Genomic DNA, 17973 nt, shown 5'->3' with positions numbered 1-17973 from the left:
TTGCAAATATAACAAATGTATTTTGCCACTAATGCTATTTTTCACAACTGTTAATTCGTTCACACTGGGCTCTTACTATTTATCTTCAATACCCGATAGGACATTACAGTATGCCACTAGCTTTATGGGCGCTTACGTTAAGCGCATTTGCAATTGGAACAACAGAATTCGTAATAGTAGGTTTAATCCCTATTATTGCAGACGATCTTGGTGTTAGTTTGCCATCTGCAGGGCTTTTAGTGAGCTTATACGCAGTGGGTGTCGCAATTGGCGCACCCGTGTTAACGGCAGTAACAGGTCGCTGGAAGCGAAAAACAGTACTTACGAGTTTGATGGCATTATTTGTCATAGGCAATATAGTTGCTTGGCAAGCCCCAAGCTATGAAACTTTAATCGCAGCGCGAGTTTTAACTGGTTTGGCTCATGGCGTATTTTTTTCGATAGGCTCTATGATGGCAACGAGCTTAGTGAGTAAAGAAAAACAAGCCAGCGCAATTGCTATTATGTTTACCGGATTAACGGTAGCATTAGTAACAGGGGTGCCTTTAGGGACGTGGGTAGGCCAAGTTTTTGGCTGGAGATCCACTTTTTTGATGGTCTCATTGTTGGGTTTGATTGCATTAATTGGTAGTGCAATTTTAGTCCCCAACATGCTTGATCAAGTAATACCAACAAAGGTAAAAGATCAACTACAAGTATTACTTAAGCCACGTTTACTACTGGCTTATACAATGACCATTTTAGGTTATGGTGGGACCTTTACTGCATTTACTTTTCTTGCCCCAATTTTACAACAACATGCTGGTTTTGCTGCCTCATATGTTGGTTTTATCATGCTGGGCTATGGTGTGTCGGTTGCTGTAGGGAATGTGTGGGGTGGTAAACTTGCAGATAAATATGGGCCTATTAAAGCACTTAAAGTTTTATTTTTAGGTTTAAGCATTACCTTATTAGCACTGACATTTACAATGAACTCCCCGTTGCTTGTTGTGATCACCGTATTAGTATGGGGCGCATTTGCTTTTGGTAATGTTCCTGGATTGCAATTGCATGTTGTAAAAATAGCGGAGCAAGATACACCAAAAGCGATTGATGTCGCTGTCGGTTTGAATATTGCCGCTTTTAACATTGGCATTGCTTTGGGCTCAGTTGTTGGTGGACACGTTGTTGAAACCCTAACATTGCAAGACACCGCATGGATCGGCGCAATAATTTGCAGTGCAGCGTTAGCTGCTACATGTTTAGCAGGGCACTTAGATAAACAACGTATTTGCTAAATAGCCTCAACTTCGGGTAATAAATTCATCCCCCAGCAATCATGATCTGAATCTAAGTGAGTAGTATTAAGTGAACTATCTTTTCATATAAATTGGTGGGTTAAGCTGTATACAAACCGCTCGATAGAGCTGGATGTTTGAACGATTATGCAACTTTACTTGGTAGTTATCCTTGTTTTGTACAAGGTCCAAAGAGTCTATTTGCTCAAAGTGCAACACAGATATGGCGTTTTATGCGCCAGTTGATTCAAAAAATGAGCCCAACATTATGGGGGGCGTAGGGCTTGTCTATTTTGTTGTTGTCCAGAACATAGAAATGAATGTCGATTTGAATTACAGTGCTACCAATAGCACCATTAATTAATGGCTAATGCAGAATTATTATCAGGATTTGGTATGACTTCAGAAAAAATTGAACCGCCAGATGGCGTGTCGGTAGAAGATTGGAATGCTTACCTCAAACATAAAAAAGAGTGGGAGGAAATGTTGATACAAAGATTCGAAAATGAATTGCAGTTTTCACCACCGCTACCGCCTTGGCTAAAATACTCTGAATATGCTGACTCAGACAGTTTATTTTGGCGAATGGGAGATGGGGAATCATACCTTTCTGATTACTTTGACGTTTACCTTAAGTATGCCAGTGAGTTTGATTTACACGAGTATAAGCAGAAGTACCCTGCGCCAAAAGATTGGGAAGCTTATTATCAAACAGATTAGTAAGCCTTTATTGTTAAATTTTAAGTGTACTTGCCAGTTCGCCGTGCTGTTGTCGGCCTGATCAGAGTAATCGGTTGTTACTTTGTTTACGTCTTCTTGCATGCGCGATGACAGCTAATATACCCAAACCACCTCAAGATGCGAGCGTCGTTGGAATTAAAACCGATTTAGGCAAGGCATTGATTGCAAGTAATAGTGGTTCTATTGTTAAAATCAATAACGCAGTATAAATCGCTTTCAAACCAAACCGTTGGGCTTTTCACAGCGACTTACTCTCATCGTTATTCCTTCTTAAAAGGGGCGGCCATTCCTACAAAGTAACGCCTTGATATTAAGCCTCTGTGAAACGCTGAATTCTGCATCTTGAGGTGGCTTGGGTATAAAGCTCTGTACAAGCATAAGAAGTACCACAATTAAAAAACGGTTTGAACGTATTACCTACCTAGACATTCATAAAAACGTATTTAACACAGCCGAGTATACCCAAGCGACCCCAAAATATAGCGCCGATTGGAATTAAAAGAATCGCCGATAGTTATACGGTGTGTTTACTTTATAGGGGCAGATAGCATACCATTTATAACACTAATTATTATCGTTACCATTTTAAGCGGTGTGTTTATGGCAAAAATAAAAGTTTTATTAATTGAAGACGATAACACCTTAAGTAATTATTTGGCTGATCTACTCGAAAAGTCAGGCTATTTAGTTGAACAATGCTTTGATGGCGAAACAGGGTTAAAGCTTGCGCAGTCACAACAGCATCAGTTGATATTGTTAGACAAAATGCTCCCCCAACTTGATGGTGTATCATTACTTAAAATTTTACGTGAGAGCAGCCAACAACCAGTGATCATGGTATCGGCAAAAGGCGCTGAAGAAGAGCGTATTTTAGGGCTAACTCATGGTGCCGATGACTATGTGGCTAAACCATTTAACACCCAAGAGTTATTACTGAGAATCGAAAGTATCCTCAGGCGTAGCTCGTCCTATACTCCTGCTAACAACCACTTTGAGATAAGTATTGATGGCCTCACACTTAATACGGCAAAACAAAGCATTTTTGTAAACGAGAACGAAATTGAATTTACGCCAATACAATTTAAGTTACTGTGGGAGCTGGTGTCGCAGCAAAATAAAATAGTCAGTAAAGCTGATTTGTATCAGGCAGTATTAAATAAAAAGTTAGGCGCATACGACCGCAGTATTGATATGCACTTAAGTCGCGTAAGGCGAAAACTCAACGAAGCAAATTGGCTTGGCGAGCGCTTACAGACGGTTCACGGAAAAGGGTATTGTTTTAAATGAATCGCAAAATTCTCTGGAAACTATGCCTTATTTTAGCAACCGGCTTGGTTGCTTTTTTTTACCTACTGCATGCACTGACTTTAAAAACAGAAGAGAGCATGAGTTTTATTGCCGAGCAACATCGCGAGCAGTTAAAACAGTGGAGTAAACAGGCTGAGCAGCTTTATTTATCAGATCAACATGAGGATTTAGTGCAATGGTTAGAAAATTTACAAGCACAAGAACAAACATGGGTATCTGTTGCTAGTTTTAATGCCGTGCATATAGCTGGAGAACAAATCGAAAAAGATATTGTAGGTGGCTACCACTTTGGAAGAAGCATTGATTGGAAAATACATTTGTATTTTGAAGTAAACCCAATCATGGAGCTACCTTTTAGCCAAACAAATGCGAGTTTGCTCATTAAACTGCCTGAACGAATGCGCCCAGGAACTTACTGGCTTACAATAAAGTTTATACTGCAAGTTTTGATGCCTATGGCCGTTTTAGTTGTTTTATCCGTGATACTTTACCGACACATAATTACCCCATTACAGCAATTAGATAAAGCGACCTCGGCCTTTAGCAAGGGTAACTTTAAAGTCAGAGTTGGCAAGCATTTAGGACATCGTAAGGATGAACTATCTCACTTAGCGTCTACATTTGATCAAATGGCGAGCCAAATTGGTGAGCTTATTGCCAGTCAACGGCAATTAATATCGGACTTATCTCATGAATTACGCACCCCACTTACACGTTTAGATATTGCAGTAAATAGTTTTGATTTAAATAATGCTCAGCAGCACCTAGGGCGCATAACACGTGAGTCCCATCATATTCGTAAATTGGTTGAAGATACGCTCACACTCGCGTGGTTAGAAAACGAAAAACCGATTATTAAGCAAGAAGACGTTGATTTAGTTGATTTACTCGATGTACTTGTTGAAGACGCTAAGTTTGAATTTCCTGATCGTCGCATTATTGTAGAGTCGCCAAATAATGCGGTAGTTAACAACAGTAGTCATAGGGCTTTATGCCCTGCTATTGAGAATATCATCCGTAATGCGCTGCGCTTTACACCATCGGGTAAGCTCGTACAAATCAAGATAGCAAAAGAGGCGACTCATTATTGTATTGAAGTGATTGATCAAGGCCCCGGTATTGAAAAGCAATATTTGCAAAGAGTATTTGATCCTTTTTTTCGTATTGATAACTCACGCATGGCAGAAAATGACAGCTTTGGGTTAGGTTTAGCGCTTGCTAAGCGGCATTTAGCGAGTGTTAGAGCTGATGTGCGTTCAGAAAATCAATCACAAGGAGGTCTAAAGGTTTTGATAATGATTCCTATTTCTTAAATGTAACAATTGTAAAAGTCGTATCCTTACAACGCTTAAATGGTAATAATTCTTACTTAAGCATTCATCAGTTATTTGAGATATAAGTCATGTCATCTGTATCAACTAGAAAAGTACGTTTAAAAACCAGTATTGCCAGTGCCATTTTGGCTGCACTTTGTAGCGCTAATGTTTATGCTGAGGAAGCTCTTAGCGAGAAAAAAACCAAAAAGATTGAAAAAATCACAGTTGTTGGTGCAACAACAAATTCAGAGATCACACCTACTGAATTAGAAAACTACCAAGCAAATGATTTAGGTGACATTTTTCGTCATACCCCTTCCGTTACTATCGGTGGCTCATTAGGCATTGCCCAAAAAATATTTGTACGCGGTATGGAAGACTCAATGGTGAATGTAACAGTTGATGGCGCGCCACAAACGAGTACTTTATTTCATCATATAGGCCGTGTTGCCATAGAGCCTGAATTACTTCGCAGTGTACAAGTGCAAGCGGGCGCCGGTGAAGCTACATCGGGAACCGGCGCAGTGGGCGGTGCAATTCGCTTTAAAACCAAAAATGCTGACGACATGCTTGCCAATGGTGAGCAATTTGGTGGCATGATCAAAGCTAATTATTTCTCAAATGACGGGCATAAAGAAAGCGTTTCTTTATACGGCAAAGTAACGGATTCTATTGGTGTATTAGCGTCGTACGTTAATGTAAGCCGAAATAATATGGATGATGGCGATGGGGAAGAGCTTTATGGTACAGCATCAGATCAAGAGTTAGGTTTTATAAAAATTAGTGCTGATCTAACAGATAATCAAGACCTTACCCTTAGTTATGAAATTCGCAAAGAAGAAGGTGAATTTGGTAAGCAGACAAACTGGGCGCCATTAAAAGGCGATCCATTATTTGAATCATGGGGTGAGCGAGAAACCCTTGTTTTAAACCATGCTTGGTATTTAAACAGCCTTGTTAACCTTGAAACGACTTTGTACCAAACAGAGTCATCGTTTAAGCGAGAGCTTTTTACATGGGATGCATCAATACAAACCACCGGCTTTGATATCCGTAATACCAGTGACATAGGTGATCATTCAATTACGTATGGAGTTGAACAAAAAGTTGATAAAGTTCATTCATCCTCTTATGAAGAGTTTGGGGGTGTTTTTGATGAAAAAGGCACAGTAACAGGTGTATACGCGCAAGATCATTGGCAAATTAGCGACGAATTAATATTGAGTTTTGGTGCGCGTTACGATGCTTATGAACTTGATCACGATGGTATTGAAGCTAATTGGATAAAAGTAGAGGGTAAGTGGGTTGTTGAAACCGATGCCAATGGCAAGCCGGTTACATCAATTGATAGCTTTTCAACAGATAAACAAGATGGCTTTAGCGGTAATATTGGCTTTGAATACAGCTTTACAGATTCACTAAAACTGTCGGCGGGTTACGCACAAGCATTACGTGGCAGACAAGTTGCCGATGCCTTTACTGTGGGTGAGCTAAGTCATAATGAAAACCTATCAGCTGAAGATGTTGAGAACACCGAGTTGGGTTTAATTTATAACGACGGGACTTGGTTATTTGAAGCATCCGCTTATTTAAGCGTAATTAACGGTGTGGTATTTGATAAATTTAAAGGCCGAGAAGGTGTTTTCTATGAAAATATTGGTGATTTAGAAACAAATGGTATTGAGCTGGTGGCCGGTTATCAAGCGGGTGACTTTGACGTTATCGTTAGTTATAACCACAATAATGTTGAATTAAATAATGCCCCATTTGTTTGGCCTGATGCAAATGACCCATCAGGTTATAGCACAGTTGTGTTAGATGGTGTTGACATGTCAGCTTATGAATTTGGTGGCTTAGGTAACTCTGCTGCAGATTCATTTAACATAAATTTTAACTACGATCTGAGTGAGCAAATTAAACTCGGTATGAGCTATAACCATGTCGCTAGTTTGAATGATATTGACGTATTCTATCGGTCAATGGAATTAGAGTGGGTTACTCAGCTAGAGACAATCAATAAACCAGGCTACGACGTTGTTGATGCCTACATTACTTATGAGCCACTTAATAATCTTAGGTTTGATTTATCAATACAAAATTTATTGGATGAATCTTACATAAGTCACGGCAGTGTTGCCGATTATGGAAGTATCACTGGTTATGAAAATGTTGTAGGAATTAAAGAGCGAGGGCGAGATATTCGTCTAAGCGTTTCATATAAATTTTAATTTTAGTGTAATTAGAACTTAAAGAGCGTAGCTATTTAAGTTCTTTATATACTCAAGCCACCTCAGATGTAAGTTTCAAGTGGAATTAAAGAGGGGCGATTAAGGCAATGTATTGTTGCAAATTAACGCCTAGATTTTAAGCCCCTGTGAAAAGTTAAACTTACATCTTATCGTCACTTGAGTATACTTTTTTGGTCTTTATATGAACCTTACAACAAAACACCTTGCTGCCTTAAATATAACTTGTCGAGTGCTTATTGCCCTGGTTGGAGGTTATGTATTAGCAGCTTTGAGCGCAATACTCGTTGCACTTCTTTTACCTGGCGACATTATAAACTCCATTGTGAGCGCCCTAATGCTGAGTTTTATTATCTACACCGTAACCGTACTTTATGTATTTGCCACTAAAACAACCCTGCGCGCAGGTATCAGCGTATTTGCTCTTTGTATTTTAATGTACTGCTTTGTTCGTCATTTAAATGGGATTGCGGTGTTATGAAACCCAGGTTTAGGCAATCAATGAGTTGGTTACATACATGGGCGGGCTTTGCCTTTGGCTGGCTACTATTTTTTATATTTGTAACAGGCAGCGCTGGCTATTTCGAGAATGAAATCGATCGCTGGATGAAGCCTGAAATAGCCATTGTTAATACACCAATAGATGACTTTACTATACTCAATAAGGCACAACAGCAACTAAACTCGTTAGCAGGTGATGGAGCACAGTGGTATATCAGTTACCCATCCATACGTGATCCACATATCGACATTTCGTGGTTACAGTTAGCAAATACTGAGTTAGGTATACCAAGGCAATGGCACGAAAAAAACCTTGATCCTTACACTAATAACGCTATTTCGAGTCGAGAAACAAGCGGGGGAGAAACCTTATACCGCTTACATTATAACTTACATTACGTGCCCATTATGGTTGGCTATCTTGTGACCAGCTTAGCAACCTTGTTTATGTTGATAGCTTTAGTGACGGGAGTGATCATCCATAAAAAGATTTTTATTGAATTTTTTACCTTTCGAACAGGCAAAGGACTAAGAGCGTGGTTAGATATACATAATATTTTTAGTGTACTGCCATTACCTTTTCATTTAATGATCACTTACAGCGGGCTTGTTTTATTAATGGGCATATCGTTTGCGCCCGTGATTGATGCAACCTATGGGGAGGGTAAAAAAATACATCGTCAGTTTTATGATCTGTTTCAAGTAGAAGATCAGCAACAACAATTTATTGAATTAAATACAGCTGATTTATCCCTTGAAACAGCGCTAAAAGACGCCAAAGTACGTTATAAAAATCAAGCTATAAGTTATCTAGGGTTAATTGATCGACATACATCGCAACCAAGCTTTGAGGTATGGCTTGATGCGAATGAAGGGATCGAGTTTGCAACTCTGATCACCTATCGCATAGTTAATGAACGGGTACAAATAGCGCAATCAATAGGTAAAACTCATAGCGCTGCACAAGTATATGACATATTAGAACATTTACACGAAGGACTATTTGCAGGTACTTACCTACGCTGGCTGTATTTTATATCAGGGCTATTAGGCGCAGGAATGATAGCAACAGGCATGATTATTTGGGTTAATAAGCGTAAAAAACAGCAAACGAGATTGATTAACGTAATAGATAAACTCAATGCCGCTGTGATTGTTGGCTTGCCCATTGCCATAGCCTGTTATTTTTTAAGTAATCGCTTATTACCGTCAGCAATGCCTGACCGCGCTGAATGGGAAATGCACAGTTTATTTATCGCTTTTGCATTGTGTGGGGTTTTTTGTGCCCTAAGAGTTGCAGATAAAGCTTGGCAAAATATGCTGTGGGTAGCGGCAGCGCTCTACGCATTTATACCCCTATGTAATATGTTAACTACAGAGCACAACTTGCTTTTAAGTGCACAAAAAGGAGATTGGCTAATGCTTGGTTTTGACTTAAGCATGCTGCTTTTTTCCGCGTGTTTCGCTTTTTCAGCCGTATTACTACAAAAACACACGAGTAAAATAGCCATTTAGATTGCATTTAAATATATAAAATAGAGGTTTTTTAAATATGTTGATTTTAGCACAAATACTGCTGCAACTAATTGGTTTTGCATTATTAAGCCTTTCAATCCCTCGGCATTTTAGTCAGGTATTTCAGCATACATCGCGCCCAACCAAGCGGACTGTTTTGGCGCTGAGATGCGGTGGTTACGCTTTCGTTATTTTAGCCGTTATAATTGCAGTAAATAGTTGGGGAGTGTCACTAGGCTTGGTTTACAGCGTAGCAACCGCCACTCTTACGGCTACTATGTTAGCTGTTTTATTGGCATACATTTCAAAGCTGCTTACTGTTATAGGTCGTGGATTTACCCCGACAACTAAGTAACATCCATAGAGTTATGATTTGCTGTAGGTCGTGGATTTATCCCGACAACAAAGTAACATCCATAGAGTTATGGTTTGCTGTAGGTCGTGGATTTATCCCGACAACAAAGTAACATCCATAGAGTTATGATTTGCTGTAGGCCGTGGATTTATCCCGACAACACAGTAACATCCATAGAGTTATGATTTGCTGTAGGTCGTGGATTTATCCCGACAACAAAGTAACATCCATAGAGTTATGATTTGCTGTAGGTCGTGGATTTATCCCGACAACAAAGTAACATCCATAGAGTTATGATTTGCGTAGGTCGTGGATTTATCCCGACAACACAGTAACATCCATAGAGTTATGATTTGCTGTAGGTCGTGGATTTATCCCGATAACTAAGCAGCCACCCAAACCACAATCCAGCCATCGATAGGGCTGGGGTTAAAGTAATTTTCTATGGCTTTAATTATTAAAAAACCGCCGATGATAATTAACGTTGTGCTGTTTAGTAGCGTTGCTAATATTTTTGCGCGTTTATACCCAAGCCATCTTGAGGTGGTTTGGGTATATAGCCAAAGTGATATGAATTATTGGCGGGTTTATTACCAATTTTTCGGGCAACTAAGGCTATAAATATGGCGGCTGCATCGCTTAAGTTGTGAATTGCATCAGCGATCAAAGATAAACTACCTGAGACAACCCCTCCAACAACTTGGGCAATAGTGAGTAGCACGTTAATGATGACCGCTACACTTAGCTGACACTTACTTTTATCATCGTTATTATGAGCATGATTATGTGCCATACAAAATAGTACTCTATTTAAAATATTGTTGATATTCATAATATTGGTGATATTCATACTAAAATAGCATGTGAAAATTAGCTAGCAGTTGAAAGTCGTATTTGATTATAAAAAACTCATCTTGGCTTTGCAGTGTGGTTAAGTTCTGGTATGGTTACATTTAATTACTTTTTTGGGTATGTATTTGAAACAGTCAGTGTTGTTATTATTAGCCTTTTTACTACTTCAGCCATTGCTGGATAGTTTTGATGTGGCTGATTATAATCATGTGATTAAAAATGCAGCCCAGTTACTTAATCAACAAGCACAGTTAGATACTCATTGTATTGCTAACAATGATCATGAGTTACATCAAGAAGAGCACTTTCAATTAGAGCAAGCCATTGCTGATAACGCTGATGAATCGCACTGCCATGTTTGTCATATCCCAGTTTTGTTCTCACAAATATGGGAAAATAGTGCTTTATTACCAAGCTATGCCGCTATTACCTCAGTGCAAGACACATTCATTTCACGTTTAATCACCCCTGATTTACGTCCTCCAATTGTTCACTTACTAAGTTAATTTTTTCAGACCACGCGAGTTGGTCATCGATTTTTTTAGTATGAGTACAATTTATGAACTTAAAAAAACCACTTGGGTTTGCCTGCGTGTGTGTAGCTATTTTTGTTGCGCCTGTTGTTTTAGCAAGTCCGACCCAGAAATCTAATGATTTAAATTGGTTATTGAACCATCTAAATCAGCATCCAAAAATACAAGCTGCCTATCAACAATTACACAGTGGCGAAGCTGCTGTTCGCGCCGCACAGTATGGTATTTATAACCCAAGCTTTGATTCGAGTATCGAAAAGGAAGGGGACGATAACAATTTCAGTATTGGTTTTAGTCAAACGTTTGATATTAACGATCAACAAGAGGCCCAAGTAGCAGCCGCGGAGATATCTTTATTAGCTGAACAACAAAGTATGCAGCTAGTTTACCTTACACTTGTAGAGCAAGCGTTAACCGCATTAATTAATTGGCGAAGTAGTAAGGCTGCTTTTGAACTAGCACAAGAGCAAGAATTACAACTAGAACGTTTAGTTGCCATTATTAAACAGCGTCGAGAGTCAGGTGAAGTAGGCCAGCTTGATGAACAATTAGCTTTATATTCATGGTCTGAAATCCTTAATAAAACGGCTCAGCAAGCGAGTGCCTATGCTGATGCTAAATTAGCGGTTAAAGCTATTTTACCTAATTGGAAAGAAGGAAATTCACTTTCACCTGAACGTTTATTAGCAGGTTTCAAACTCAATATAGAGAGTGATAGTGTGAACCTGCACCCACAATTGATGCTTGCTAAATTACAATGGCAACTGCAACGCCAGCAAGTGCAAGTTCTCAAAGCTGAGCGAGCTGTCAAACCTACAGTGGGTATTTCAGCCGGTAAAAATGGTGATGACAGTATTGTATCTTTAAACTTCTCAATGCCATTAAACATAGTCAATGACTTTAGTGATGAATATCAGTCTGTTGAATCATTAGCTCTGTCTAAAGAGGCTGAATATCGCGCAGTGCATCGCGCAATGACATTTCAAGCACAAGCCAGTAAAGAAGTTATGCAAGCATATTCGCAGCGTGTTAAACGTTGGCAAGCAATTAATCAAAATAATGCAGACAGTAGTCTAGTACTGATTGAGCAACAATGGCGTAGTGGAGATATTAGTACTGCCCAGTACCTAACTATGCGTCAACAACGTAGCTCAGGGTTACTTTCGGGTATTGAAATTGTTCAGCAAAGTCAATTAGCGAGCGTTAACTGGTTAACGCAAAGCGGCCAACTTAGTCAATTTATTACTACTTTCTCTCGTACTCTTACAAATGGAACAGCACTATGAAACGTTTAAATGTAACTTTTCCTGCCCTTGCGTTTATTTTTAGCAGTTTTGCTCAGGCAGCAACTGTTGAGCCTGAATACGTTGATCATACTAAATTAGGTCATAAGCATAGTGAAGCACAATTAAAAGAAATGCATGAGCATGCACCTGATAAAGCTAAACATGAGAATGAAGAGGAACATCAAGAAGACGCGGGTCATGAGCATGAAAAAAGTGAGGTTGAGCCAAGTGAAGGTGAAGAACATGAGCAAGAAGGCGCTGTGCGCTTAACACCAACACAAATGCGCTTAGCCAATGTACGGGTGAGTACTTTAACTAAGCGCAGTTATCAGTCACAGCTTTATGCACCAGGCGAAATCAAAGCAAATGGTTATAGTAGTTATGTACTGTCACCAAGAGTAGATTCAATTGTGGTCAAACGCCATGCTACTTTAGGGCAGCATATTAAAGCTGGCGCACCGCTTGTCACTTTATTTAGTGCTGATGTTGCCAGTGCACAAACGACTTATCGGTTAACAAAAGCAGAATGGCAACGCGTTCAGAAAATGGGCAAAGGCACCGTAAGTGAGAAGCGTATGCTCACTGCTAAGGCTGAATTTGAAGTGGCTCACAGCCAATTAGTTGCATTTGGTTTGTCGAAACAAGCGATAGCAGAAAGTGCATCAATTCCTGCAAAAAAACTTGGTGAATATACGCTATATGCTGGTACATCAGGAGCGATACTGAGTGATAGCTTTTCTCAAGGACAACGTGTTGATGCTGGTATTGAGTTAATGCTTATAGCGGATGAAAGTTTACTTTGGGTAGAAGCGCAATTATCTGCAAATCAAGTCATTGAAATTGCTAAGGGAGCAATCGCTAAAGTGAAAGTTAATCAACGATCATACCCAGCAACAGTGATCCAAGAAGCTCATACTATCGATCAAGTCACTCGTTCACGAGTTGTACGTTTAAGTGTTCAAAATGGCCAACACGTATTACACCCGGGCATGTTCAGTGATGTGTATTTTTCATTCTCAACGGATCAAAAAGTATTGGCTGTGCCAGAGCAAGCACTGCTTAGAAACCCTGATGGTGATTGGGCGGTATTTGTGCAAGACGAAGATGGTGAGCTTATTTCAACAGAAGTTGAATTAGGCCAAAAGTTTGCTGACTTTCGTGAAATTAAAGGGTTGACAGAGGGCACCAAGGTAGTGACTGAAGGGGCATTTTTTGTTGCATCAGAGCAAGCTAAAGGCGGCTTTGATCCGCATAACCATTAGGAGCTAACAGTATGTTTAATAAAATAATAGATAGCGCTATCGCTAACAGGTTATTGGTATTGTTAGCACTGTGTGTGTTGATTGCCATGAGCGCATTAGTGATCCCAAAATTGAACCTTGATGCGTTTCCTGATGTTACTAATGTGCAAGTTGCTGTAAATACTGAAGCACCTGGTTTAGCGGCCGTTGAAGTCGAGCAGTTAATAACGTACCCAATAGAAGCAGTAATGTATGCATTACCCGATGTAGAGCAAGTTCGTTCTATTTCTAAAACGGGTTTATCGGGTGTGACTGTTGTATTTAAAGAAGGGGTAGATATTTATTTTGCTCGTCAATTAGTGTTCGAGCGTTTACAAGCTGCGAAAGAGTTAATCCCTGATGGTATAGGTTTGCCAGAAATGGGGCCGAATACTTCTGGACTTGGTCAAGTTTACCAATACTTATTAGCGGCATCTCCTGAATCAGGCCTTGATAGTATGGCGCTGCGAAGCTTAAACGATTGGATTGTAAAGTTACTAATATTACCGGTGGATGGGGTGACTGAAGTGTTGTCGTTCGGTGGTGATGTTCGTCAATATCAAGTAAATCTTAATCCAAATAAGTTGTTGGCTTACCAGTTAGAACAACAGCAAGTTGTTACAGCACTTGAAGAAAATAATACCAATGTGGGCGGTTGGTATATGAACCGCGGCCAAGAGCAACTCGTTATTCGTGGTACAGGGTGGTTTAATGCAGGCTCCAAAGGGCTGCAAGAAATTGCACAAACACCATTAAAAACCATTGATGGTAAAGTGATCACAATCGCAGATGTCGCACAGGTATCGCTAGGCAGTGAGATCCGCCAAGGTGCTGCAACAATGAGTAAAAAAGATGCTCAAGGAAATATTCAATCATTAGGTGAAGTTGTAACGGGGGTTGTATTAAAACGTATTGGTGCAAATACCAAACAAACAATTGATGGGATAAGTTCGCGTATTGAGTTGATTAATCAGGCATTACCAGAAGGGGTGACGTTTGAACCATTATACGACCAAGCTGATTTGATCACCAAAGCGGTTGATACAGTAGTTGATGCACTGTTACTCGCATTCATTTTTATTGTTGTGGTGTTGGCGTTGTTTTTGATGAACCTTCGCGCGACTCTGTTGGTGTTACTGTCGATCCCTATTTCAATTGGAATGGCATTGTGCGTTATGGCGTGGTTAGGCTTATCTGCGAATTTAATGTCACTAGGTGGCATTGCAGTGGCAATCGGTATGCTGGTGGATGGCTCTGTGGTTATGGTTGAAAATATTTTTCGCCATTTAACTAAGCATGCTGACGATACGCAAACGCAGCACTCAGCTGCCGATTTGATCACGCTAGCTGCTAAAGAAGTTGCAAGACCGGTATTTTTTGCGGCATTAATTATCTTAGTTGTTTTTATGCCACTGTTTAGCTTTGAAGGAGTGGAGGCTAAGTTATTCCAGCCAATGGCGATAAGCATTATGTTAGCAATTATTGCAGCTGTAATAGTCGCGCTTGTTATCGTTCCTGCTATGGCTGTGTATTTATTTTCTAAAGGCGTGACCGTTAGGCGTAGTGTAATACTTGAGCCATTAGATAACGCTTATAAAGTAAGCTTACGTTGGGCGATGAGTGCTCGTAAAACAGTTATATGTGCTGCGGCTGGGTTAGTTGTCATTGCAGCCGTGTTGATACCACAATTAGGGACTGAATTTGTGCCTGAATTAGAAGAAGGCACTATCAACTTACGCGTTACGCTTGCGCCTTCAGCCAGTCTTGAAACTGCACTTATGGTTGCTCCAAAGCTTGAAGCAATACTGTTAGAGTTTCCTGAAGTTGAGTATGCCTTAAGCCGAGTGGGTCGCCCTGAAGTGGGAGGTGATCCGGAGCCTGTAAACAATATAGAAATTTATCTTGGCTTAAAACCGGTGAGTGAATGGCAATCGGCTAGTAACCGTGCGCAATTACAAGTGCTTATGGAGCAAAAATTAGAGCAGTTCCCAGGTTTACTCTTTAACTTCTCACAGCCAATTGCAACCCGTGTTGATGAGCTACTATCTGGTGTTAAAGCGCAATTAGCGATCAAGCTATTTGGGGCCGATTTAGATGTGCTCGTGACGAAAGGGCAAGAAATAGAACAAGCAGTAAAAGGTGTTGCTGGTGCAAAAGATGTGGCAATGGAACAAATTGCAGGTGAAGCGCAGTTAGTGATCAAACCAAACCGCCAAGCGTTGTCTCGTTATGGGTTATCTGTAGGCAATTTAATGTCGATCGTGCAGCAGGGGATTGGTGGCACATCGGCAGGACAAATTATCAATGCTAATGAACGCTATGATATTTATGTACGGATTGCTAAGCAATTTCGTGATTCGCCAGAATCAATAGAAGATTTACGCTTGTCATCACCTAGTGGCGCTATCGTCAGAGTGGGTGATGTTGCAAGCGTTCAAATTGAATCTGGCCCACCACAAGTTCGCCGAGATGATGTACAACGCCGCGTAGTTATTCAAGCCAATGTACTAGGGCGCGATATGGGCTCGGTAGTTGAAGATATTCGCAGTGTTATTGCACAGCAAGTTGAACTTCCTCCCGGTTATGGGGTGAATATTGGTGGCCAATTTGAAAATCAGCAACGAGCACAACAGCGTTTATCAATAGTTGTGCCTATTTCTTTGGCATTAATTGCTTTACTGCTTTATTTTGCTTTTGGTTCAATCAGCCAAGCTTTACTGATCTTAGTTAACGTACCTTTAGCTGTTATTGGTGGCGTTGTTGCTTTATATATTTCAGGGCAATATTTGTCTGTACCAAGCTCTGTAGGCTTTATAACCTTGTTTGGAGTTGCAGTACTTAATGGTGTCGTGATGGTCGAAAGCATTAATAACCGTGTTAAAGCGGGAGATAGCTTAAACGAGGCTGCGTTTAATGGTGCATTATCGCGATTACGCCCAGTATTAATGACGGCATTAACATCAGCTCTAGGGTTGATCCCAATGTTGTTATCGACAGGGATTGGGGCTGAAATTCAAAAACCATTAGCGACGGTGATTGTAGGTGGTTTATTTACGGCAACGTTTTTAACATTATTTGTGTTGCCGGTATTATACGCGAAGTTTAGCCAGCAGCAATTACTACTAAGCAGTGAATCATAGAGTGCATTATGAAAATTATTGCTCAGAGAATGAGTTATAAAATTGCTTTGTATGATCAACGTTTATTTTAAAGTCATAACACAAGGCGTGTAAACTTACGTCTTGTGTTACACATAAAACGACGAGCGAATATAGGTAACTGTGAAAGCTGCTGGTATAAAGTTAAAAGTCCTTAGTTAAAAGTTAACACTGCAATTACGCAGTCATTTTCATGCGCGTAATTTAGGCTTAAAAGTAAAAATAGCTCATTTAATGGGTGAAATGAAAGTAACGCAGTAGTAAAAGATAAATTCATAACCTAAAAAGTAAATTTAGTGGAACGGTTGTGTTTGTTAAATTTAGATGGCTGTCTTGTTTTTGTTGATCATTGGTGTTGTTCACTCTTATTTAGGTGAAAAGTATTTATTAACTCGTTTGTTTCGAAGAGGTAACTTACCTAAATTATTAGGCAGTGATTGGTTCACGAAACGGGTTTTAAGGTTCGCTTGGCATTTAACTACGTTAGCTTGGTGGGGATTTGCTGGTATTTTGTATGTTTTATCAAACCCAAGTGTAAATATTAATAATGAAATCCTTACAATAATTGCTACTGTATTTGCTTTAAGCGGTATTGTTTCATTTTTATTTACTCGAGGTAAGTACTTGTCATGGCTGTTCTTTTTTATAATAGCAGCAATAAGTTATGGTGTAGCATACAACCACTAACACGCCCTGAGCTGGACAGCAAACACAAAAATTCACTTTCCACCGCAAATTTTAACAGCGCTAATCCCTTGTTTTTCAATGCCAGCGATCTGATGACTGTCGTTTTTTATTTATAAGTGTGCTTTTCCTTGCAATAAATAATTAGCTGGGTATCACCTAAGTGACACTCTAAACTGTGTATGTAAGTTTCGATTTGCCCAATAGATCTCGGTAAGGTTAGCAAAGCGTGAGACCTCTAAGCCTTTTATTTTGTGCCCATTGCAGGTATAGTAAGCCGATGGATAGAAATTAATACCGTTTTCTCAGATCTTATAGATAATTGATTTTACGACAACCCCGGAGTCTGCGTATAAAAAAATTACTTTTGGTGATCAACAAACACGATTATTTTGGCTCACATATTCGTGATCAACATAAGTATTTTCCATGATCAAGAGTGATGAGTAAATACATTATTTATAGTACGGGATAACTATAAGTTGCTTAAAGTTGCTGCTAAAAGGTTCGTTTTTAAGGTACGGCAATAAATTTAACTAAAGGATAAATAGTGATAAAAAAAGTAGTAGGGTGTTCATTTTTGGCTCTCGCTTTATTAGGCTGTGGAAATGATAAAGAGAGTAATAATAAATACTCAGGAATTTGGCATGAAGCAGGGAACCAAGAAAGCATTATTAAAATAATGAATAATGGTGATGTAATTCGATATGAATGCTCACTTAGTGGCAGCTATAGTCAAATAACTGATGATACCAGTATGAAAGTTGTTGGGAATAATTTAATTATAATTTCCAATGGTCAGACTTTCACTTTTTCTTTAGATATTAAGAATGACATTTTAACTACAACGAGTGAGACTGATGGGCCAGAATCTTTAGAGCGACTAAACTCCATTCCTGATACATGTAATGGAAATGCTGT

General features: G+C 39.6%; 14 protein-coding genes and 1 pseudogene. 14 read left to right on the top strand and 1 reads right to left on the bottom strand.

Annotated elements, in window-relative coordinates:
* The first annotated feature begins 110 nt into the window (after positions 1–110).
* From ACJJVX_RS01065 to ACJJVX_RS01030, 8 genes are all read left to right on the top strand, one after another.
* A complete protein-coding gene (locus tag ACJJVX_RS01065; protein ID WP_405629631.1) occupies positions 111–1277 on the top strand; it encodes an MFS transporter in 1167 nt (388 codons plus the stop codon).
* A gap of 396 nt (positions 1278–1673) precedes the next feature.
* Complete coding sequence (locus tag ACJJVX_RS01060; protein ID WP_405629629.1) at positions 1674–1997, top strand: hypothetical protein; 324 nt, start codon at positions 1674–1676, stop codon at positions 1995–1997.
* A gap of 621 nt (positions 1998–2618) precedes the next feature.
* On the top strand, positions 2619–3305 hold the full coding sequence (locus tag ACJJVX_RS01055) for a response regulator transcription factor (protein ID WP_405629627.1): 687 nt from the start codon (positions 2619–2621) through the stop codon (positions 3303–3305).
* Positions 3302–4639: a histidine kinase sensor domain-containing protein gene (locus ACJJVX_RS01050; protein ID WP_405629624.1), complete on the top strand. Its 1338-nt coding sequence runs from the start codon at positions 3302–3304 to the stop codon at positions 4637–4639. Before ACJJVX_RS01055 ends, ACJJVX_RS01050 begins: the two co-directional genes overlap by 4 nt.
* A gap of 89 nt (positions 4640–4728) precedes the next feature.
* On the top strand, positions 4729–6870 hold the full coding sequence (locus ACJJVX_RS01045) for a TonB-dependent receptor domain-containing protein (RefSeq protein ID WP_405629622.1): 2142 nt from the start codon (positions 4729–4731) through the stop codon (positions 6868–6870).
* Between the two features lie 202 nt (positions 6871–7072).
* Entirely contained in the window at positions 7073–7369 is a 297-nt protein-coding gene (locus tag ACJJVX_RS01040) for a hypothetical protein (RefSeq protein ID WP_054203866.1), read from the top strand.
* Between the two features lie 20 nt (positions 7370–7389).
* Positions 7390–8904, top strand: coding sequence for a PepSY domain-containing protein (locus ACJJVX_RS01035; protein ID WP_054454090.1), 1515 nt, complete (start codon positions 7390–7392; stop codon positions 8902–8904).
* Positions 8905–8941: 37 nt separating this feature from the next.
* Positions 8942–9259: a DUF3325 domain-containing protein gene (locus ACJJVX_RS01030; RefSeq protein ID WP_405629619.1), complete on the top strand. Its 318-nt coding sequence runs from the start codon at positions 8942–8944 to the stop codon at positions 9257–9259.
* A gap of 386 nt (positions 9260–9645) precedes the next feature.
* Here the strand turns inward: ACJJVX_RS01030 and ACJJVX_RS01025 are convergent.
* Positions 9646–10052 (bottom strand): annotated as a pseudogene (locus ACJJVX_RS01025) (cation diffusion facilitator family transporter); the annotation flags it as partial.
* 184 nt (positions 10053–10236) lie between these two features.
* Here ACJJVX_RS01025 and ACJJVX_RS01020 point away from each other — a divergent pair.
* The 6 genes from ACJJVX_RS01020 to ACJJVX_RS00995 all read left to right on the top strand — a co-directional run.
* Complete coding sequence (locus tag ACJJVX_RS01020) at positions 10237–10617, top strand: hypothetical protein (protein WP_157601466.1); 381 nt, start codon at positions 10237–10239, stop codon at positions 10615–10617.
* Between the two features lie 53 nt (positions 10618–10670).
* Positions 10671–11930: a TolC family protein gene (locus tag ACJJVX_RS01015; protein ID WP_405629617.1), complete on the top strand. Its 1260-nt coding sequence runs from the start codon at positions 10671–10673 to the stop codon at positions 11928–11930.
* A complete protein-coding gene (locus tag ACJJVX_RS01010) occupies positions 11927–13192 on the top strand; it encodes an efflux RND transporter periplasmic adaptor subunit (protein ID WP_054203860.1) in 1266 nt (421 codons plus the stop codon). The genes ACJJVX_RS01015 and ACJJVX_RS01010 overlap by 4 nt, the downstream gene beginning before the upstream one ends.
* Positions 13193–13203: 11 nt before the next feature.
* The gene (locus ACJJVX_RS01005; RefSeq protein ID WP_170172800.1) at positions 13204–16350 is read left to right on the top strand and encodes an efflux RND transporter permease subunit; all 3147 of its coding nucleotides are present in this window, start codon (positions 13204–13206) and stop codon (positions 16348–16350) included.
* A 360-nt stretch (positions 16351–16710) separates the two neighbouring features.
* Positions 16711–17055 (top strand): hypothetical protein, encoded by a 345-nt coding sequence (locus ACJJVX_RS01000; RefSeq protein WP_405629615.1) that lies wholly within the window; start codon positions 16711–16713, stop codon positions 17053–17055.
* 547 nt (positions 17056–17602) lie between these two features.
* Positions 17603–17973: hypothetical protein (locus ACJJVX_RS00995; RefSeq protein WP_405629613.1), on the top strand; the 371-nt coding region annotated here is incomplete at its 3' end.

The sequence above is a fragment of the Pseudoalteromonas sp. Ld20 genome, from assembly GCF_045064175.1.
Lineage (GTDB): Bacteria > Pseudomonadota > Gammaproteobacteria > Enterobacterales > Alteromonadaceae > Pseudoalteromonas > Pseudoalteromonas neustonica.
The sequence above is the reverse complement of the archived record's forward strand: the minus strand, read 5'-3'. Positions and strand labels throughout refer to the sequence as shown.